Origin of the sequence: uncultured Tenacibaculum sp., from assembly GCF_947495995.1 — a bacterium.
In the GTDB taxonomy this organism is placed as follows: Bacteria; Bacteroidota; Bacteroidia; order Flavobacteriales; family Flavobacteriaceae; genus Polaribacter.
The window spans coordinates 865,823-887,875 of sequence record NZ_CANMAX010000001.1; the positions used below are offsets into that span (position 1 = coordinate 865,823).

General features: G+C 30.0%; 17 protein-coding genes. 9 read left to right on the forward strand and 8 right to left on the reverse strand.

All coding sequences use genetic code 11. The annotated features are described in order from the left end of the window. Nucleotides 1-36: 36 nt before the first annotated feature. Complete coding sequence (locus Q1A15_RS03975) at nt 37-981, reverse strand: SPFH domain-containing protein (protein WP_299619106.1); 945 nt, start codon at nt 979-981, stop codon at nt 37-39. A 116-nt stretch (nt 982-1,097) separates the two neighbouring features. On the opposite strand from Q1A15_RS03975, the gene Q1A15_RS03980 reads away from it, so the two are divergent. Continuing rightward, a complete protein-coding gene (locus Q1A15_RS03980) occupies nt 1,098-1,496 on the forward strand; it encodes a DoxX family membrane protein (protein ID WP_299619109.1) in 399 nt (132 codons plus the stop codon). A 138-nt stretch (nt 1,497-1,634) separates the two neighbouring features. Here the strand turns inward: Q1A15_RS03980 and Q1A15_RS03985 are convergent, their stop codons facing one another. From Q1A15_RS03985 to Q1A15_RS04005, 5 genes are all read right to left on the reverse strand, one after another. Continuing rightward, entirely contained in the window at nt 1,635-2,483 is an 849-nt protein-coding gene (locus Q1A15_RS03985) for a class I SAM-dependent methyltransferase (protein ID WP_299619116.1), read from the reverse strand. Between the two features lie 139 nt (nt 2,484-2,622). Further along, the gene (gene mnmG / locus Q1A15_RS03990; RefSeq protein WP_299619119.1) at nt 2,623-4,500 is read right to left on the reverse strand and encodes a tRNA uridine-5-carboxymethylaminomethyl(34) synthesis enzyme MnmG; all 1,878 of its coding nucleotides are present in this window, start codon (nt 4,498-4,500) and stop codon (nt 2,623-2,625) included. Between the two features lie 63 nt (nt 4,501-4,563). Further along, nucleotides 4,564-4,977: an rRNA maturation RNase YbeY gene (gene ybeY, locus Q1A15_RS03995; RefSeq protein ID WP_299619122.1), complete on the reverse strand. Its 414-nt coding sequence runs from the start codon at nt 4,975-4,977 to the stop codon at nt 4,564-4,566. Then, entirely contained in the window at nt 4,974-6,440 is a 1,467-nt protein-coding gene (locus Q1A15_RS04000; protein WP_299619125.1) for a hypothetical protein, read from the reverse strand. The genes ybeY and Q1A15_RS04000 overlap by 4 nt, the downstream gene beginning before the upstream one ends. 27 nt (nt 6,441-6,467) lie before the next feature. Further along, nucleotides 6,468-9,818 (reverse strand): DUF4175 family protein, encoded by a 3,351-nt coding sequence (locus Q1A15_RS04005; protein ID WP_299619128.1) that lies wholly within the window; start codon nt 9,816-9,818, stop codon nt 6,468-6,470. 193 nt (nt 9,819-10,011) lie between these two features. Between Q1A15_RS04005 and Q1A15_RS04010 the strand changes: the two genes are divergently transcribed. The 6 genes from Q1A15_RS04010 to Q1A15_RS04035 all read left to right on the forward strand — a co-directional run bounded on the left by Q1A15_RS04010 (nt 10,012) and on the right by Q1A15_RS04035 (nt 15,671). Beyond that, nucleotides 10,012-10,257: a hypothetical protein gene (locus tag Q1A15_RS04010; protein WP_299619131.1), complete on the forward strand. Its 246-nt coding sequence runs from the start codon at nt 10,012-10,014 to the stop codon at nt 10,255-10,257. Between the two features lie 251 nt (nt 10,258-10,508). After that, on the forward strand, nt 10,509-11,261 hold the full coding sequence (locus Q1A15_RS04015; RefSeq protein WP_363322667.1) for an alpha/beta hydrolase: 753 nt from the start codon (nt 10,509-10,511) through the stop codon (nt 11,259-11,261). Between the two features lie 107 nt (nt 11,262-11,368). Then, a complete protein-coding gene (locus Q1A15_RS04020) occupies nt 11,369-12,202 on the forward strand; it encodes a hypothetical protein (protein ID WP_299619134.1) in 834 nt (277 codons plus the stop codon). 110 nt (nt 12,203-12,312) lie between these two features. Then, nucleotides 12,313-13,836: a glutamate--tRNA ligase gene (gene gltX, locus Q1A15_RS04025; protein WP_299619137.1), complete on the forward strand. Its 1,524-nt coding sequence runs from the start codon at nt 12,313-12,315 to the stop codon at nt 13,834-13,836. A gap of 110 nt (nt 13,837-13,946) precedes the next feature. Then, nucleotides 13,947-14,906 (forward strand): peptidase, encoded by a 960-nt coding sequence (locus tag Q1A15_RS04030; RefSeq protein ID WP_299619140.1) that lies wholly within the window; start codon nt 13,947-13,949, stop codon nt 14,904-14,906. Between the two features lie 12 nt (nt 14,907-14,918). Beyond that, complete coding sequence (locus Q1A15_RS04035; protein ID WP_299619143.1) at nt 14,919-15,671, forward strand: DUF481 domain-containing protein; 753 nt, start codon at nt 14,919-14,921, stop codon at nt 15,669-15,671. Nucleotides 15,672-15,673: 2 nt separating this feature from the next. Here Q1A15_RS04035 and Q1A15_RS04040 read toward each other — a convergent pair whose 3' ends face one another. Both Q1A15_RS04040 and Q1A15_RS04045 read right to left on the reverse strand, forming a co-directional pair. Then, nucleotides 15,674-16,027, reverse strand: a complete 354-nt coding sequence (locus tag Q1A15_RS04040) for a hypothetical protein (RefSeq protein ID WP_299619146.1) — start codon at nt 16,025-16,027, stop codon at nt 15,674-15,676. A gap of 36 nt (nt 16,028-16,063) precedes the next feature. Continuing rightward, a complete protein-coding gene (locus tag Q1A15_RS04045; RefSeq protein WP_299619149.1) occupies nt 16,064-16,663 on the reverse strand; it encodes an outer membrane beta-barrel protein in 600 nt (199 codons plus the stop codon). A 307-nt stretch (nt 16,664-16,970) separates the two neighbouring features. Between Q1A15_RS04045 and Q1A15_RS04050 the strand changes: the two genes are divergently transcribed. Both Q1A15_RS04050 and Q1A15_RS04055 read left to right on the forward strand, forming a co-directional pair. Then, a complete protein-coding gene (locus Q1A15_RS04050) occupies nt 16,971-18,371 on the forward strand; it encodes a hypothetical protein (RefSeq protein ID WP_299619152.1) in 1,401 nt (466 codons plus the stop codon). A gap of 21 nt (nt 18,372-18,392) precedes the next feature. Further along, the gene (locus Q1A15_RS04055; RefSeq protein ID WP_299619155.1) at nt 18,393-21,947 is read left to right on the forward strand and encodes a T9SS type A sorting domain-containing protein; all 3,555 of its coding nucleotides are present in this window, start codon (nt 18,393-18,395) and stop codon (nt 21,945-21,947) included. The last annotated feature ends 106 nt before the right edge of the window (nt 21,948-22,053 follow it).

The window sequence follows — 22,053 nt, forward strand, 5'->3', positions numbered from 1 at the left end:
CACTACTGGCTTTGTTTATAAGCTTAGAAAGATTTTCTATTCAGTATCGTCTTTCTTTTTGTTTTTAGCTCTTTTCATTGCTTCACCAATTTGATTACTTGCAGTAAATGAAGCTACCATGTTATTTAACATATCGCTACCTGCTTGCGGTGAATTAGGTAAAAGAATTAAGTTACTGTTAGTTTCTTCTCCAATCGATTGTAAAGTATCGTAATGTTGCGTTACAACGATTAATGCAGAAGCTTCTTGACTGTTTATACCTACTTTATTTAAAACTTCTACAGACTCTTCTAAACCACGAGCAATCTCTCTTCTTTGGTCAGCAATACCTTGTCCTTGTAAACGTTTACTTTCTGCTTCAGCTTTTGCTTTCTCAACAATTAAAATACGTTGAGCATCTCCTTCATATTGAGCAGCAATTTTTTCTCTTTCAGAAGCGTTAATTCTGTTCATTGCAGCTTTTACTTGAGCATCAGGATCGATATCTGTTACTAAAGTTTTAATAATGTCGTAACCATACTCCATCATTGCATCATTTAATTCAGATTTTACTGCAATTGCAATATCATCTTTCTTAACAAATACATCATCTAACTTCATTTTAGGAACTTCGGCACGAACTACATCAAATACATAACTTGTAATTTGATCGTGTGGATAATCTAACTTATAGAAAGCATCATATACCTTATCTTTTATAACTTTATATTGAACAGAAACCTTTAAACGTACGAATACATCATCTAAAGTTTTTGTTTCTACTATAACATCTAATTGTTGAATTTTCAAGCTTAATTTACCTGCAATACGGTCCACTAATGGTATTTTCAAATGTAAACCAGACTGTCGAATACTGTGAAACTTACCAAAACGCTCAATAATAGCAGCAGTTTGTTGTTTCACTATGAAGAATGCAGAAATCAATAATATTACTGATAAAAATATTATGACTGGTACTAAAGGGTTGCTTAATAATGACATAGTTAAATTTTTTTAAGTTGATTTTTTATAAATATAGCTATTTAAGTTACTTATATGACGCATTTTTTTTTAATTGTTACAATATGTAGTAATTTTATCCTAAACAAACTTTATTTATGGAACTTATTCAAAAACACATCACAGAAATACTATTGCTATTATTTCTTATTGTTACTTTCTTACAATCTGGAATTGATAAGGTAACTGATTGGAATGGTAACTTATCTTTTATAAAAGGACATTTTAAAGATTCACCTCTTAAAAACTCTGTTCCTTTTTTACTAGCAATAATTTTAATTATGGAAATTTTAGCTGGTGCTTTAATGTTTGTTGGAATTTTTCATTTACTTACCACAGGAGCAAAAGAAATTGCATTAACGGGAGCTATACTTTCTGCTTTAAGTTTAATATTTCTTTTAATCGGTCAAAGATTAGCAAAAGATTATGCAGGTGCAATGACATTGGCAGTTTACTTTATGATTGCCATTTTTGGAGTATATTTACTTAGTAAGTAAAATCTATATAGTATAAAATAAATATAATTTTTAATTATAATAAACGCTTTAAATAATGAGATTTAAAGCGTTTTTATTTTTAACTAATATGATTTTATGTATTATATATAAAGTCTCTTTAAAACTATGTATAAATAATTATTTCTTGTTTTTTAAGATATAAATGTGAGATGAATATTCTTTCGTGAATAATCCCCTAAAATTTGAATATAAACCAATAATAAAAGCCATAATAAAATTATTTTTACCCTTTTTATATTTTTCCGACAACATTGAAACATAAAAAGAATCAAACAACATTGGTTTTATATTTACAACTTCCATTTTAAATTTATCAAAGATTCTTGAGATGCTATTTTTTGAAAAATGCCAAACATGTCTTGGTACATCATAAGCAGCCCAAAAAGATTTATAATAAGTAGCATCGTAACTCTTATAATTAGGCACAGCAATAATTAAAGTTCCATTTTCTGTTAACATGTTTTTAATTTTATTAATAGTCTCATCTAAATTGGTTACATGTTCTAAAACATGCCACATAGTTATAATATCAAATTTCTGATTATTTAATTCATCAATTGAATTAAATATAACTAAATCTTTAGTTCGTCCTATATCTCTTGCTTTAGAATTTGGTTCAATACCTGTAACTTCCCAATTGTTGTTTTTACATTCTTTTATGAAATCTCCAGTGCCACATCCAATGTCTAATATAGATTTACTTTTATTACTGTAATTATTTATAAGTTTTATTTTCCTGGATATCGTATACTTTCTTACACTCTGATATATCTTATTAATTATTCCTTCACTGCTATCTGTGTGTGAAATATATTCTTCGCTTTCGTAATATGAACCTAAATTATCTGGTATAGGTTCTGTGATTAATAAATCGTATTCCTCGTTTCTTATTAATTTAAATTTTTCTTTACTTACAGAATGATCTTTACAATCTATAAAAAGGGAAGTGTTTTTATTGTAGTTCAAGTTATTTTTTATTTTAAGTTCCACGTGAAACTTTTAGGTTTAAAAAGGTAAATTTAAAAAATGTTCCACAAGGAACATTCGCTTTTTTGGTTTTAATTTTAGAGAATAAAAAAAACGTTCCATGTGGAACGTTTTAAAATTATCTACCCATATAAACTAATAATACGGAGACGTCGCTTGGAGAAACTCCACTAATTCGACTTGCTTGCGAAATGCTCGTCGGTTTTATTTTTAGAAGTTTTTCTCTTGCTTCATATGATAACGACTTTACTTTTGTGTAATCGAAATTAGAAGGTATAGGAACGTTTTCTAATCTATTTAATTTATCAGCATTACTTTTTTCCTTTTCTATATAACCAGAGTATTTTAAATGAATTTCAACTTGCTCTATGATTTCTTTATTAATTGAATTTTCTTGAATATAATTATTCAATTTCTCTATTGATAAAAGATCGTTAAATGAAAGTTGAGGTCTAGCCGCAATTTTATATAGTTTCATTGATTGATTAATAGAAGCTAGATTTTTACTTTTTAAGATCGGGTTTATTTCTTCTTTTTTAACGCTAAGGCTTTTTAAGAAGTTTATAGTGTCTTCAGTTCTTTGTTTCTTCTCTTCTACTCTGTCTAAACGCTCTTGTGATGCTAAACCTAATTTATATGCCTTAGGTGTTAATCTTAAGTCTGCATTATCTTGACGTAATAAGGTTCTGTATTCTGCTCTTGAAGTAAACATTCGATATGGTTCTTCAGTTCCTTTTGTGATTAAATCATCAATTAAAACTCCTATATATGCTTCACTTCTTTTTAAAATAAAAGGTTCTTTATTTTGAGTTTTTAAAGCTGCATTTACACCAGCCATTAATCCTTGTGCAGCTGCTTCTTCATATCCAGTTGTACCATTAATCTGTCCAGCAAAGAATAAGTTTTCTATTAGTTTTGTTTCTAAAGAATGTGTTAATTGAGTTGGTGGGAAATAATCATATTCTATAGCGTAACCATATCTAAAGAATTTTACATTTTCGAATCCAGGAATTGAGCGTATAGCTTTGTCTTGAATGTCCTCTGGAAGCGATGTAGAAAATCCATTTACATATATTTCAACTGTATTCCATCCTTCAGGTTCTACGAAAACTTGGTGTCTTTCCTTATCTGCGAATCTATTTATTTTATCTTCTACAGAAGGACAGTATCTAGGTCCTGTTGATTTAATTCTACCGTTAAACATAGGAGATCTGTCAAACCCTTCTCTAAGTAAATCGTGAGTAGTTTGATTTGTATATGTAAGGTAGCAAGAACGTTGTTCTTTTAATACAGATGTTATAGGTAGATAAGAGAATTTTTCAGGATTTTCATCTCCTGGTTGTTCTGTCATTTGAGAATAATCTAATGATCTTCCATCAACTCTTGGAGGAGTTCCAGTTTTCATTCTTCCAGACTCAAAACCTTTTTCTACTAAATCTTCAGTGATTCCAGTAGAAGCTCCTTCTCCTGCTCTACCACCACCAAAAGTTTTCTCTCCTATATGTATTAAACCATTTAAAAAAGTTCCTGCTGTAACGATTACAGTTTTAGCCTTTATCTCTAAACCAAGGTTTGTTTTTACTCCAATTATTTTATTTCCATCGAAGATTAAACCATTAACAGAATCTTGATAAAAGTCTAAGTTTTCTGTTTGTTCTAACATGTTCCTCCAGCACTCAGCGAACTGCATTCTGTCCGATTGAGCTCTCGGACTCCACATTGCAGGTCCTTTCGATTTGTTTAGCATTTTAAATTGTATAGCTGTCTTATCTGTAACAATACCACTATACCCACCAAGAGCATCAATCTCTCTTACAATTTGTCCTTTTGCTATTCCTCCCATAGCAGGATTACAACTCATCTGTGCAATGTTCTGTAAGTTCATTGTGATAAGAAGTGTATGTGCTCCCATGTTTGCACTAGCTGCTGCAGCTTCACTTCCCGCATGTCCTCCTCCTACTACAATAACATCATATGTTGTCGTGAATAAACTCATTTTATATGTGATCTTTTAATGGAAATTCTATTATATAAAAAAATCCGTTCCACGTGGAACGGATTACAAATTTAAGGTTTTTAAACAAGTATTTTCTTTGTCTCTCATGATTTGTTTTTCATCATCTGTTTTGTCTTTATAACCCATATAATGTAAAACACCATGTATAATAACTCTGTGTAATTCTTCTTCGAATGGAACTTTAAATTGCGAAGCGTTTTCTTTTACACGTTCTATTGAAATAAAAATATCACCACTTACTAATTTACCCATGGTGTAATCGAAACTAATAATATCTGTGAATGTATCGTGCTGTAAAAATTCAACGTTTATCTTATGAAGATATTCATCATCACAGAAAATATAGTTTAATTCTCCTTGTTCGAATTCTTCGTTTTCTATACACTCAATAACCCATTGCGATGTTTTATCTTCATCTTGGATTTTAAAATCAGTTTCGTAGTTAAAAGTTATCATTTAATTTTATTTGTTTGGATTACTAAACCTTTCAAAGTTCTTGAATATCCGATATGTCTAAAGGTGTTTTTAAGGAAACAACTTGATTTTTTAGATAAAGAAGTGTTCTTTTTAAGTTTATCTATATACTCTTTTTTGTTTATTTCTTTATGTTTAGTTTCAGGTAAAGCTTCATTAAAAATTTCACCATCTTTACTAATTACAAGCTCAAAATATCTGTCTTTTTTGTTTTTTATTACGTAATTTAAAGATACTTCATTTGGTTGAGATGGTCCAAATCTGCTTGGTAAATTAGTTCTTATATTGTTCATTATATTTTGATGCATCATTTGATGTTGTTGAAACATCATGTGATGATGCCACCAATTGTAATTGTAAGTATAATTTGCATCTACATAATCTACTCTTAAAATTAGTTTATCTGTCTTAGTTTCGTTTACTGTTATAGTAGCGTTATGTTTGTTTTTACCTGCTTTTTTAAGGAAATATTCTAATCCTTTGAAGTCTTTACTGGCTTTAATTTTGTTTAAAATAGAAGAATCAATAGTGATTTGGTTTAGTTTTTTACCTGTAGAAATATCAGATATAAGTATAGAACCTTCAGTTTTTGATAATCCTAATTGGAATAAATTACCTTTAAAAAAGTAAGAAGTAGCTTTTTTAAATTTCTTTTTACTTGGGTTGTTAAAAGTTTTTAAGGTAGGTTTCAATACATCATCTTTTAAAGAAATACTTAAAGTTTCTGTAATGTTGTATTGTTTCTTGTCAGAAATATCAATATTGAAAAATCCTACTGCTCTCTGCTTTATATCACCATCTTTTGTGAAAGTTAAAGCATTATCATGATAATATAAACGAAGATTATTCGTAGCTCCGTTTGATACAAACTCGTTTGTTCTAATAGGCGATACATATTTATCTTTAAAAAACTTATATACTTCATCGTTACGATCTTTGAATTTATATGTCTTTCGAATCGGTTTTTTGTTGTTCATATATGAGTTTATAGAAATGCTGTCTTCGTATTTGTAAACTAAGATAGATTTGTCTTTTAAACGTATTGTAGAGTAGATATCTTCATGACTGAATACATCAGATTCAGAAACTGTACTCTGTTTTAAATCATAATCAATACGTTTTAAAAAGTTTTTTCTTTCTTTTTCGAACTGTAATAACACAGATAAAACATCATTATCATAATGAAAAGTAATCACAGAATATTTGTTTTTACTGTTGATTAAAGGAAGTGTTAAGGTTTTATCACCATCAAAAATGTAGGAATGAATGGTTTGTTCTTTTGTTTTTTTATTCTTTGAGAAGACTAAATGGAATGATTCGGTATCGTTTAAATCGCCAGAAAATGTTTTTTTTACTTTGAAATGTTTAGGTAATTGAATAACGTTATTTGCATGAGATATTGCAGCAACCAACAATATACATGCAAAGAATAAGATTCTTTTCATCGTTTTTAGATAGTTTTAAATAGATTTTTATTTTTTAGAAGCGTTCTTGTTATTAAAATATTCTTGAACCTTCCTCTTGTAATTTTGCTGCAAAGGTAAAGATTGTCTATTTAAAATTTCAGTTTGATTGTAATATTGCTTTTTAAATTCAAGTTCTTTTATTCTATTTCTGTTGTATTGCTGTAAATTGGTGTTAGATTTTCTCTTCTTTTCTCTCCCCTGCTCGAAAGTAGCTTTATCTAATTTTAAAAGCTGGTAGTTTAAACGTTGCATTCTTTGAAGTGTACTTTGATTGAAACCTTTCTCTAGTATTTCGTTTTCTAACTGCTCCATTTCACGTAATGCTTTTTTACCTTCTCCATTTCCTCCTTTACCATTTTTATTTATAGCATCTTGTAATTGTTGTCTTAATTTACTTTGCTCTTTATAAATTTCATAAAGTTCACCGTTTAAATCATCGTTTTCGCCTGGTTGTCCTTCTCCTTTTTGCTGTCCTTGTTTATCGCCTTTTTGTCCTTTTTTGCCGTTCTTACCATCTTTTGGTTGACCGTTTTCTCCTTCTTTAGGTTTTCCATCCTTACCATTTTTCTTCATTCCTTGTTTCATTTTATCCATCAAACTTTCTTGTTTCTGAATAATATCAGGTAAACTAAAAGAACTTCCTTTTTTACCTTTTCCGCTTCCACTACCCGGCTGTGCATTTTGCATTGCATCTAAAGTGTTACTTAACATATTAGCCAGTTCATTAGCAGAAGTCATAACGTAACGTTGGTTTGTGATACCGATTCTAAATCTACTTTCAGTAAAGTTTTCTAAAGACTCATCTAAATTGTAATGTGTATCTGCTAAATGATCTTGTATTTTAGAGCTTATTTCTGGCACGCGAAGAGATAATACAAATAAACTATCGTCTATGTGTTCAAAGTATGTTTTTAATTGATTTTGCTTCTTTAAGTATTTACCAAAGTTTGGATGTCCAGAGTTGATATCAGAGAATTTTTCCATTAAAGTTTCTTGATCGAATGAAAAAGTAACTAGATTTTCAACAATGCTTCGAAGATCTTCCATGTTCTCCTCTTGCATTTCGCTACTCATCATTTGCATAGATTGCTGCATCTTTTGACTCATTTGTTTCATTTTTTGAGCAGCTTTCTTCTGATTTTGCTTTGCTTTTTCGTTCTGATTGTTCTTTTGATTCTCTTGAACTTTATTTAATTCTTGCTGAGCTTCCTTTTTTAATTGATCTACAGAAGGAATTTTCATAGGACGTTTAAGTTTTTCATTCTCTTTTTTAAGTGAATTCAACTCTTCCTTTTGTTGTTCAAACTCTTCTTTTAACTTCTCTTGTTCTTTTTGAGTATCGTCTTTTTTACTAAGTTCTTCTTGTTTCTTAGATAACTCATCCAGTTTCTCAGCAATTTGATTCATTTTTTGCTCAACATAATACTGTTTAGCTAATTCCAGAACACGTTCTAAACTCTTTTCTTCTTGTTTATTTTGCTGTGCTAATTGCTTAGTTTTTTTAATTAAATCTTCTTTTTTTAGTTTTTGAGCCATTTTTTTAAGCTCCTCTAATAGTTTTTTCTGTTTTTGTAATTTTTTAAGCTCTTCTATTCTCTTCTGTAAATTCTCTTTCTTTTTCTGTAGACTCTCATTTTTCTCTTTTTTTTCAGAGAAATTTTCTTTCAATTTTTGTGTTTGCCTTTGCATCATGTTTTGATACTGTTCTTGACGTTTAATTAATTTCTCAATCTTTTTCTGATCGTTCCAGTTCATATTCTTCTTGTTTTGAAGATCAAACTGTACTTTTTCTAATTCTTGTTTACTGTCTTGTTGCTTTTGTAATGAATTCTGAATGTTTTCTAAATAATCTTGTTGTTCATTTAACAATTCTCTATCTAGTTCTTCAGAAGTTTTCTTTCTGTAAGAAAATTTCTTACTTGTAGCTTTTTTATTGCCATTTATAGCATCATTGTCATAAATCTCAAAGAAAAGTTCATAGTCTACGCCTTCTACGATATTTAAACCGTCAGGAAACTTTGAAAAGAAACTTTGCACATTTTCCCTAGAAATTTCAACTGATTTGGTGTTTTTCTTTTCAGGATTGTCAATATCGTAGTAAACCATATCTAATTTTTTGAAGCCATAATCATCAGATATTTCACCAGCAAAGTAAACTGGACCTCTAGAAACACTATCGATATTTGATTTTACACGTATTCTCGGAAATTCATCATTAATCACATTGATTGTGAAATTTAATTTTTCATAATCCTTTAGTTTTTTGTTCGAGGTACTAATCACATAATTCAAATCTTCCAAAATTCTTCTCTTATATGTGAATTCATCTTTTTTATCATTTTTAAAACTTGAAGAATTACTTTTAGTAACGTATGTAACGCTATCAGTATCAGAAGTTAGAACTTTCCAATTTATAAATGTTCCTTGTGGAACAGTGATATTCGTTGCATTAGAAAGTTGTTCGTTTTTCTTCCTTACATAACTAGGATAATTAATACCCATACTAATATTTTTTATTGATGGAGTATTAATAATATTTATTTGATAGTTAGTAGACTTAATGTTATTTGCTTCAATAAAAAATTGAATGTTTTTATTTACTGATTCAAAAGTATAAGAGAATAAACCTGCGCCGTTGTTATCTAAATAATATGATTCGTTATTAAAATTGATTTTAGCTTCTTCCGGAATAATATTTCCTTTTGTTTGAACATATATAGTTAAAGGATCTCCTTTTATTACTTCTAAATTTTTTGAAGTTAATTCAAAAAGAAATGGTGCTGGCGGATTATAAGCAATACTATGGTTTACTACACGGTTTAAACTTTCATTTAATTTACCACCTAAACCAGTTACAAAAGTTAATAACCAAATAAAAACAGGAATAACTAAGTATTTTAAATATTTTACGTTTACAGAAAAGTTAATTGCGTTAGTAAAAGGGATTGGTTGTAATTCTTCCGCTTTTTGATCGATACTAGCTAAAAGTAATTCAGAAGTATTAGTGTTGTTTTTAAGTTGTAGAAAATTTAATAGCTTGTCTTGTACTTCAGGAAAATGATTACCAATTAATTTAGAAGCAGCTTCATTTGTTATTCCTTTTTTAAGTCCGAATAGTTTAAAAATTGGAAAACATATAAAACGTATTAAAAGAAATAGTTCAACAGCTATAAATAACCAAAACAAAACTGTTCTTGCAGCAGGTTTTAACCAAAAGAAATACTCTATAAACAAAGTAAAAAGTAAATAAAGTAAACCAAGAGTTAAAAATAAAATACTACCTCGAATTAACTCATTTGTGTAGAATTTTCTGCTAAACTGTTGAAGTTTTTGTTCAATACGATTGAAATCACTCATAAAGTAAAATATTAACTCATAAAAATAATCAATTTTATTTTTGGTCTAGCTTGATAGAAAAGTTAAAAATCAACTAAATATCTTAAAACAGTTCTTTTTGTTAAATTATATTTAAAACTCTAGTCTTTAACATTTTTGAAAAAAAATAATTCTAGATTTATAAGAATTATTAACCTCATAAATCATAAACATTATGAAAAAAGAATTTTTAAAGCTTCAAAACACTAAAATTTTATCTAAAAAAGAGCAAAGAAATATCCAAGGAGGAATCTGGGGAAGTTCAAATTGTACAGCTACTGGTTGTGTTGCTAGACATCATGCAGGTGGAAATGGTTTCGTAGGATTTGAAGGAGGACCATGTGCTTTAGATGCACCAACTCCAGAATCTTGTATAGGAACTGTTCGCAACGGTTTATGTTGTATAGGTTCTTTTAACTAAGAAAATATATTTTAAATAGAATTAAAGCTACTCTAATTTAGAGTGGCTTTTTTTATGAATTTAATAAAAAAATGAGTTAAAAAATTCTAAAATAAAACTATGTTAAGAACTATAGGCTTGAAAACGAGGTATATTGTAAAATCAAACTTTTTCAAATTATTATAAAATCTTACAAATTACTTTTATTTTTTTCAATTTTCACACTAGTATTTGCAAGCTGTTCTGATGAAAACACAGATACAGTAGAAAACATAGAAGCAGTATCTAGGTTAAACCTTTCTTATGGTTCAGATGCAAGACAAGTATATGATCTTTACTTACCACAAGGGAGAAGTTTAGACACAAAAGTTATTATTTTACTTCATGGAGGTAGTTGGGTTTCTGGAAGTAAAGAAGACGTTAATTTTATTAAAGATATTATTACAAGCGAACTTAAAGATTATGCGGTTGTAAATATGAACTATCGACTGGCAAGACCAGGAGTTTCTCCTTTTCCAACACAAACAGATGATATAACTTCTTTAGTAAATCATTTAAAGGCAAAAAGAAATGAATACATGATTTCTAATGAGTTAGCTTTCGTCGGAGTTAGTGCTGGAGCGCATTTAGCAATGTTTTGGAGTTATACTTTAGATACAGAGAATCAAGTAAATGCTGTTGTAAGTATTGTCGGTCCAACTGATCTTTCTAACAACGATGAAACAACTTTTTTAGGACAAATAGTAACTTCTGCTGGTGTAGATCCAACAGAAGAATTTTTTAAATCTAATAGTCCAGTTTTTCAAGCAACTCCAGATTCACCACCAACTATTCAATTTCATGGAGGTTTAGATGAATTAGTAGATAGAAATCAGGGAGTTAGTTTGCGAGATAAATTAAACGAATTAGGTGTAGAAAATGAATACACATTGTACCCTTTTGCAATGCACGATTACAGTTCAGAAGATCTACTTATTTTTGATACTTGGTTAAAAACCAGAGACTTTATTTTAAAACATCATTAAAAATAAAACTGAATAATATATTTAAAGTGCCCAGAAAATTAAATTTCTGGGCATTTTTTGTAAGGAAAATACTTATATTGAAACTAACAGTGAAAACATTTAAAAACATGAAGAAACTAGCTTATTTTTTACTTTTCTGCTTAACAGTAAACACTTATGCACAAAGTCCTTGGACACAAAAAAAAGGTGAAGCTTATTTACAATTAAATTTCACCACAATACCTTCCTATTCTGATATTTTTGGTAATCCAGATTTTCAAACAGAAAGAGAAATTAGTGATAATACTTTGCAATTATATGCTGAGTATGGTATTTCAGATAAAACAACATTAATAGCGAATTTACCTCTTAAATTTGTTTCTACAGGAGATTTAGTAAATGCTTCTCCAGTATCTGTAACTGCTGAAGGTTCAGAAACTTCACTAGGAAACATTCAATTAGGAGTTAGACATAATTTTTATAACAAAAAATGGTTAATTTCTGGTCAGTTAATGGTTGAAGCAAACACTGGAAGTTTTGACGCTGCAACTGGTTTAAGAACTGGTTACGATGCTTGGACATTTACTCCAGTTATTTCTGCTGGTAGAGGATTCGATAAATGGTATATTCAAGCATTTACAGGTGTAGATATTAGAACAAACGAATACAGTTCTGCATTTAAATTAGGTGGAGAAGCAGGTTATAAAGTTGGTTCTTGGTTATGGTTAGCTGGGTTTTTAGATGGTGTTGCTTCTTTCCAAAATGGAGAAGTTCAACAACCTATTACAAACTTATTAACGAGCTTATATGTTAACGATCAGAGTTATGCAGCTTTCGGATTTAAAATTATTGGAGAAATCAATAAAAACTTCGGAGCAAATGTTGGTTTAGGTGGAGCTTTAAGCGGACGAAGAGTTGCTAAATCACCTGCATTATCGTTCGGTTTATACTACAAGTTATAATATAATTTCACATAAATAATAGAGAAGAGAGTTTCATATGAAACTCTCTTTTTTTGTCTTTTTTGCTTTGTCTTTTAAAACTATCTTTGCCACGTTAAAAAATTAAAAAAATGTCTGATAACGTTCGTGTGCGTTTTGCACCAAGTCCAACGGGACCATTACATATGGGAGGTGTAAGAACCGCATTATTCAATTATTTATTTGCAAAAAAACATAATGGAACATTCGTTTTACGTATCGAAGATACCGATCAAACACGTTATGTAGCTAATGCAGAACAGTATATTGTGGATGCTTTAGAATGGTGTAATATTCCTTTTGATGAAGGACCTGGTAAAAATGAAAAATTTGGGCCATACAGACAGTCAGAACGTAAAGATTTATACAAACAATACGCAGAAGAATTATTAGCCAACGGATGGGCTTATTATGCCTTTGACACTGCAGAACAGCTAGATGCGCATCGTAAAGATCACGAAGCAAATGGTAAAACATTTATTTACAATTGGCACAATCGTGAAAAAGGAAGACTAGTAAATTCTTTAGTACTTTCTGAAGAAGAAGTACAACAAAAAATAGCAGCTGGAGAAAAATATGTAGTACGTTTTAAAACACCTCAAGATCAAACTTTAATCCTAGAAGATGAAGTTAGAGGAACTATTAAAATAGATACTAATACATTGGATGATAAAATTTTATTTAAATCTGATGGTATGCCAACATATCATTTAGCAAATATTGTTGACGATCATTTAATGGAAATTTCTCATGTAATTCGTGGAGAAGAATGGTTGCCTTCTCTCCCATTACACTCGTTGTTATATACTGCATTTGGTTGGGAATCGCCAAAATTTGCACATTTACCATTGATTTTAAAACCAGTTGGTAAAGGAAAATTAGGTAAGCGAGATGGAGATAAATTAGGTTTTCCTGTATTTCCCCTTGAGTATACTAACGAAGAAACTGGAAATGTTACACGTGGATACAAAGAAGATGGATATTTCTCTGATGCTTTTGTAAACATGTTGGCTTTATTAGGTTGGAATCCAGGAACTGAACAAGAATTATTTTCTTTAGAAGCTTTAGTTGAAGCGTTTGATTTAGCAAGAGTTAGTAAGTCTGGAGCAAAATTCAGTCCAGATAAAACAAAGTGGTTTAATCAACAATATTTACAGCAAAAAACTGACAATGAGTTAGTTGAGTTATATTTACCAATCCTTGAAAACCAAGGAGTTACAACTGACAAAGATTTTGCTGAAAAAGTAGTTGCTTTAATTAAAGAGCGTGCGGTATTCGTTCAAGATTTCTGGGATTTATCAAGTTTTTTCTTCCAAGATCCTATAGAGTACGACCCGAAAGCTGCTAAAAAGCAATGGAAAGAAACTACAGGTGAGTTAATGACAGAGTTAGTTACTGTAATTGAAGGAATAGAAGAATTTTCAATAGAGAACGCTCAAACAGAAATTAAAGGTTGGATAACTTCAAAAGAAATTGGTTTTGGTAAAGTAATGCAACCATTACGATTAAGTTTAGTAGGAAAATTAGCGGGACCAGACTTATTTGAAATTATGACTATGGTCGGTAAAGAAACTACAATAAAAAGAATTCAAAATGCGATAACTAATTTAGGTTAATCCATTTTACAACATATAAAAAGCGCTATTAAACTTACTTAATAGCGCTTTTTTGTTTTCATAGTATTAGTTTTTTGTTTCTTTGTAACCAAATAAAGAAAAAGAAAAGAATGTTTACAACTACAGTTAAAAGTACTTCAGAAGAAGATATTTCTATCTTGATACAAAAAGACAACCACTCTTGGAATTATTTATGTGATTGTGGAGAAGCTAGTGGTTTGACAGTTAAAGAAATACAGAATGTTAAAGCTGTATTTATCAGTCATACACATATCGATCATTTTATAAATTTTGATGCAATTATTAGGCATCAGATTGGTACTGAGGAACATGTGATTATTTGTGGACCAAAAGGTATTGCAGCCCAAGTACAATCAAAGTTACAAGGTTACACGTGGAACCTTATTAATGAAGGAGCAATTACTTATGAAGTAAGAGAATTGTTATCAGAGAATTACTACGAGGTTTACGAACTAAAACCTGCAAAATGGGAGTTAGAAAAAGTGAAAAAAGTAACAAACAATTTCATTTTTGAGGATAAAGACTTTCATATTTCATGTGTGATGTTAGATCATAAAATTCAAACAGTAGCTTATAGATTTCAAGAAAGAGAAAAAGTAAAAATTGATATCAAAAACACAAATTTTAAACCAGGCAAATGGGTTAAAGAATTGAAAGAAGCTTTTGAAAGTGATGTAAAGGAAAAAGAAATTAGAATTGAGGATGAAAATTACAAAGCAGAAGATCTATTTTATCTACTTAAAATTGAAAAAGGAGACAGTTTAGGAATTATTATGGATCATGCTGCAAGTGAAGAAAATCATATCAAAATAAAAACACATTTTTCAGGATGTAAAAATGTGTACATAGAATCTTTTTACTTGAATGAAGATAAAGATTTAGCTGAAAAGAATTTTCATAGTTATGCAGCTAAATCAGGAGAAATAATGAAACGTTCCGAAATTGAAAATCCTATTCCTGTTCATTTTTCAAGAAAGTATAAAGAAGAACAACGTAATCAGCTTCAAAAAGAATTTTACACAGCATTTCAAGAAACAAAGATTAGTTAGTAAGCCAAGTCAATGAAAAAATACATTTACATCGCTATTTTATTATTTCCGTTAACCATATCCTCTCAGATTATTAATGTAGAAAATTTAAGAAGAGTAACCGATACTACGGGTTGGTCTGGATTTGCACGGTTAGATTTACACTTGATAAAAAACAGGAATAAAATTTTTGGAGTTTCAAACAGAATTCGTGTACAATACAAGAGAAAAAAGCATTTGTGGTTATTCATAAACGATTTAGACTTTCGAGAAGCGAATTCTAGGAAGCTTGTAAGCAAAAACTCACAACATCTAAGGTATAACTATAAAATGAGTGATAAAATCGCTCTAGAAGCGTTTTTACAGTCTCAGGAGAACAAAATAGCTTCGATACGATTCAGAGGTTTAGTTGGAGCCGGTTTACGCTTTAAATTGTCTAAATCGGAGAAATACAAGCTATATTTTGGGAATTTAGTTATGTATGAAAACGAAAAAGTAATAGAATTAGATCAAAGAGTAACCAATATAGATTGGAGAAACAGTTCTTATTTTTCTATGAGTTTATTTCCTGCAAAACATATATCGATTGCCAGTACAACATATTTTCAGCCGAGATATGATAAACTTTCAGATTTTAGAGTTTCTAGTCAAACTACTATGAGTTTTAGAATTATAAAGAGATTAAGATTCGCAACAACATTTACGTATCAATACGATGAATTTCCAGTGTTAGGAATTCCAAAAGAACAATATCGATTAACAAACGGAATTATGTATTCGTTTTAATGTTAGCGATTTAAACCAGGAAAAGAATTTACAGGTTTGATTTTTAAATCAGGGAAGTTTTCGGTGATGTATACTTTCAGATCTTCGCCGTATTCTACGATTTCCCATTCACCGCAATCGTCGGCATTATTTTCAACAAACTTAACCTTTAAATCGGGAAAAGAATTTACGATTTTTACACGAACATCAGCTTGAGAAGCATATTCAACAAGTCTTATTTTTCCGTATAACTTATTCCCTTTAAAACGACACAAATCGTAAGAAATATCTGGATTTGCTTCTGTAGTTTTCTTTTCATTTTTGATGAACATAAAGATTGAAGCAGAACAAAAAAGGAATACAATAAGACTCTTCATAACAATTTAAATTTATTTGGTTGATTTTTAAATGGTTTAATGTTGGTTAAAATAACAAGCGCCACCAATACTAGAAGTTGGTTTACCTGCAAACATACTTCCGATGTCAAAAGAATAAACAATTCCACCAGTAATTTGAATGTGTGAACGCATACTTTCAAACATTTCTAACGAATGTTTATAATACACTTGTGTATTTAAACCAAAAGATTTTGAAATCCAATACGTTAATCCAGCTCCAATATTCAAAGTTGGTGTCATTTTTCGTTCAGAATCTACCAAACTTCCACCAGCAAAAACATAAGGAACAAAATCTTCAGATAGATTATTGAAATTGTAACGTACAGAACCATCTAAAGAAAAATACTTCACAGAATTATCGATAAATCCTACTCCGAAAGAGTTGAAAGACATAGCTCCGTCTAAAGATAAATTATTACCAATTGGTATGGTAAGATTTAAACGCGGAATCTGAATCATGTTTTTATCTCCAATAAAAGCAGCATCTTCATCAGAAAATTTTACAACAGCAGTTCCTATTCCAATTTGCCATTTTCGCTCTCTTTTACTCGATTCTGTTTGAGCCAAAATATTGGCAACAGTGAACACTGTTACGAAGAAAAATAGTTTTCTCATAATCATAATTTGGGGATGGGTTATAGAACACTAAACTACTAAAATATTATTTAGCAAAGTATTTTCGACTTTTTAAATGTTTAGTATTGAGTTTATTGGTACTATAATAACTTTATAAAGTATATATTATTTCAATTGCTATTAAATTTTAAAAACACAGTCTTATAATCAAAGTAAAGAGAAGAAAAAATAAACGCTTCATTTTTAATAAAATAAAGTGCATGTCCCGCTTTTGTCCTACCCTGTTTTATGGTTTAAAAAGATCATTTTTTTACGTTTATGAACTCTTAAATTCTACCAAATAATCATGAACGAAACAAATCAATTAAAACGCAAAAACATTATAGTTTTCATCGCATTAATTTTTACGTATTCTACTGTAAAATTATTCAGTCAAAGTAATACATACACTTGGCCTAAAAGTAAGGGATATCAATCTAAGGAGGCTATGGTATTAACTATGGACGACAATTCCACCTATACAAAAAATCAGAACTTTTATGTTACTCATGGAAGTAGAAGTAATTGGTTTCACAGAATAAAATTTGAAGTACAAATGGAAGGAGGAGCAGGAACAAGAAACGGTATGTTTATGGATACTTCAAATTTATACTTAGTTGCAGATTGGGATAACAATTCTAATGATGAAGATATAGTATTTGGTTTCAATAGTAATGCATCGTCTAGAGTAGACGAAAAGATGCGTCTTACCGATGAAGGACTTTTAGGTATTGGTACCAATTCACCTAAAAAAAAGTTACATGTGAATGGAGACATATATGCAAAAGGACATGTTTTTTTACATGCATTTGAAGGAGATAGAAAAGATGGTACTGCATACATACAAGCTAGAGATGATTCTAATAGCACTAGTGTAGGATTACAATTACGCTCACAAAATGAAGGAAAACTTATAGATGCATTTAAAATAAATCCAGATGGAGATATCGGTATTGGGATAGTAGATCCTCAAGTAAAACTAGATGTTTTAGGAAGTGTGAAAATTTCTGGAAATTCGACATCAAATGATGATGGAAATTTAGAAGTATCTGGAGACTTAACCATTTCAGGAAATACCAATTTAACTGAAGAGGTAAACTTAGATAAAGGAATCACAGTAAAAGGAAATATATCTTCTCTAGGAACACTAGATGTTAAAAGCCAAATCAATTTTTCTAATGTATTAAACTCACAACAAGTACTTGTTAATAAGGGTGTTGATTTTAGATTATCAAACATAGAAAACTCTCATTTTTCAATCAAAAATGCTTTTGGAAACAATGCTTTATATGTAAAAACTGATGGTAAAATGGGTTTTGGTGCTATCAATCCGAATAACATTACTGAGCAAGTACATGTGGCTGGAAGAATAAAAGCTAGCGGTTTTATAGCAGATGCTTCTTCTTTTCCTGATTATGTCTTTTCAAAAGATTACAAATTAATGCCTTTAAAAGAGGTGAAAAATTACACAAAGGAAAATCAGCATCTTCCAGGAATGCCTTCAGAAATAGAGGTAGTTAATAATGGATTAGATGTTAACAAAGTAGTTATTATTTCTGTAGAAAAAATTGAAGAATTATACTTACACACTATTAATCAAGAAGAAAAAATAAAAGAACAAGAAAACGGATTGAAAATGATGCAAAAAGTAATTTTTCAATTACAAGAAAAATTACAACTACTAGAAAATAAAGTCAACCAAAATTAAAGGTAATTCGTATTTAATATCATGAAAACAAAACTTTTAATTATAGTTTTTAGCATTATTTATGGATACTTTTTTAGCCAAGTTAATGCGCAAATTGCTACTTCAAAAGCAGCATCAGTATTAGATTTTAGTTTTGAGTCTTTACAAGTACCTGATTTAAAAGGGAGTCAAACAACAAAGGCAATTATCACGATATCTCCAGATGGAAAAGAGAATTCTTTTTTAACAAGATCAGTATCAGGGATAGAAATCGTAGAAAATGAAAATAACAGTGAAATAAAAAAGAATCAGTTATGGTGGGTTGTTCAAGATTTTAAACATCAAGCCTTTGCTTTAGTAAGTGTAGAGAATGGTGCTGATTGGATTTACTTACAAGAAACGAATGGAGCTTATTCACCAGTTATAGCTACTAATGATATTGTAGAAAATGAATATATAGATGATAATTATTTCTTTGAATTTGTAATGCCATACAATACTCAGGAAGACAAACATTATATAATTCAAAGTGCAGCTAAAGCTAATAATTATTTAAAAGCAGTTGCTGAAAATATTAGTATAGAAAGCTTACAAACAGAAAATTCTACATCTTTTACTTTTGAATTCAACACTTTTAAATCTTTTGAAAATCAGTATATAGCTGTGCCAACGTATAGTTCTAATGCTCATATTATAGAAAATATTGCTGATTCAGATAATAAATTTACAAGAATTACGACGGATGATTTTTTAGCCCCTATTGAAGACAATACAGCCATTATTGGTTCAGGAAATATAACAACTTTGGTAGAAGGAGGAACAGAAGATATGTTTCAAGTAGTTTTTAATGATAAAGCTGCTGCCAAATTAGGTTTGTTAGATTATAATGTAAGTGTTTATAGTAAAGAAGCATTACAATCACCAGGATCGAGGTTACTTACTTCTGGAATTGAAAAAAGAGACAATGGTATTATCTATATTTTTAATAAAGGTAAAGAAGTTGCTACAGAATTCGCACCTAATTTACCGATATATTTTGGTCACGAAAGTGGAAAACTATTGGCAAAACAAGGCGATAAACAACATGTCTTAAAAGGAGTTCCTACCCCTATTTTATTGAATAGTGATAACGGAAAATTTAACAGATTTCTATCGATAGTTAGAAGAGGTACTATTGATATATCATATAAGCCACAAGCAATTTTAGTGAGTGGTACTGATTTTGGAACAGTAAATGCTCCAAACGAACATACTACAGATCCTCAATTCTCTTTTGCTCCTTCAGGAAGACCAACAAATACCTTCGATTGGAGACAAGAATATTATTCAATGGCTTATGATGCTGCAGGAATTCGTACTGCGGTAAATGTAAAAAGTCCTTTTTATTCCAATGAACTTAATTTAAGACCTATTTCTTCTAAGTTTTCAGTAGATGGTACTTATCAAGGAGGAGAAGATTTTAGTTCTATTGATGGATGGGAATTTGTACAAATGGATTTTGGATATGACAAATTAGGAAATCAAAAAAGCGAACTGAGAGGAGAACCATACTTCGTATTGTACAACCGTTTTACAGGAAAATTACGTGTATTCTTATACGTTTATAACGGAACCATTGCTAACTTTTTAAAAGTATCTATATTAGATAAACAAACAGCTACGTATTCTGGTCAATATCATCAACCAAGATTATGGGCAAGTTATTTACAAGGAAAAGCCTTAGATAATCCATTTTTAGGAGCTCCAGAATACAGTAAATACATTGAATTAAGCGGAACAAATAAAGGGAAGTTTTATTATGTAGATTTTACGTTTAATTATGATCCATGTACCTGTTTCTTTGAATCTAACTTACAAATAAAAGTAGATAAAGTTACCCGTGGAACAATGGAAATTGTGGGGAAAACTCTAGGTGGAAGTATTCCTGCAGGTGCTGATGGTTATGATGAATGGATGGATAAATCAGATTCTTTTTTAACTGGGGTTTTAGATGCGCCTTTTGGAGAGCAATCTCAAAGTTTAGGAGATATAAGTTTAACTAGTTTAAACCAATGGAACAATACACCTTGGAGTAATGAAACTGAATTTACCATACCAGGTAGAAAAGTACCCGATTGGGAACGCGAAGCATTACGTTTACAATATGAAGGTACAAAAAAGATGTCTGCTGGTGATTTTACTTCTGCTTTTGGAAAAGGGGTTAAAGCAATAGGAGAAACAATGGATGCTGTCGATGGAGCAACTGAAGCTAGTGGTGGAAAAAAAGTTAAAGCAATTGGTGAATTATTAGATGCTGCAGGTACAGCAGTAAAAGGAAAAGGTAGAGCTATGACAGCAGCTGCAGTAAAACTAAGATTAGATAATTTAGAAGATGAACCAGATAAAGTAATTCCATTACAATTTCCAGATCCTCAACCAAGTTTGGTGTTTGCAGAATTAGCGGCTAAAGGTTCACTTACTATAGAATCTAATATTTTTAAAGATGTTATAATTACAACTCCTGGTTCAGAAAATGCAGAATTTGCTCCAATTGAAGCTGGAAATGGAACTAAAGGAGCATTTCCTTACTACAATGAATCTTTAGGTGTTTTTAACTTAGTATTTACCCCTAAAGTAGCTGTAAGTGTTGTGAAAAACGTGGAAAATAGATTCGGAGCACATTTACGTTTACTACAAAAACCATATGTAACTACGAATATGGATAATGTTTCAGGAACTGAATTTGGTTTCTTTATGGCCAATTATGTAGTTACAACCTATAACAAAGAAGGATATTCTATAAATTCTGTTCGAACAAAACCTTTTTTAATTTCAAATGGTACTAATGTAGATAATTCTATTCCTACGACTTTAGATATTACTGATTTACTAGATGAAGATATCTTGGAAGAAAATATGGGTACAGAAATCATTTCAGCAAATAACTTTAAAAATTGGATTTCTGTGACTTTGGAAATTGATTATATGGGACTTTCTGGTGTTGGTGAAAGCGGACAACAAAATGCAGAAATGATAAGACAATCATATGATGCTATTACTGAATTTTCTTATGATGAAGTAAGTGTTGATGTTGCAGATTTAAATCAAACTGCAGAAGAAAAAGCTAATGAGAACTTTGCTGTTTCTTATCCTGGAATTGATAATCCAATCTGGGGAGAAAACTACATTATTACTAAAAATACAGAAGGTTTTGAAAGTAAAATGGGAGATTTTTGTAGAAACTCAGTCCCTTTTATAAATAAAGCTAAACGTAGTTCTGTAAAAAATAAGAGAACTCACAAAGCAAAAGTAACTGTAGTGAATAAAGAAGACGATATTATCAATAATTTAGAAGAATTTACGGTTTCAGCATACCCAAATCCAAGTACTAGTTTTTTTAATATCAACTATAAAACTTTAGCAAAAGGAGAAATTTTATTTTCCGTATCAGATTTGAATGGACGTATTATTTTATCACATAAAGACATAGCTAAAGATAAAGGAGAACAAAAAGAAGCTCACATTGATTTACAAAATTTAGAAGGTATTTACATGTTAAATATTCAGTTTGAAAACGGTAAAAATTACACGATCAAACTAGTTAAAAAGAACTATTAATTTTTAATTGTTCCACAACTTCCCTATCGAATTAATTTCTTTAGGGAAGTTTTTATTTACGGTAGTTTATATTATTGTTACGTTTTAATGATTTCCTATTTTAATA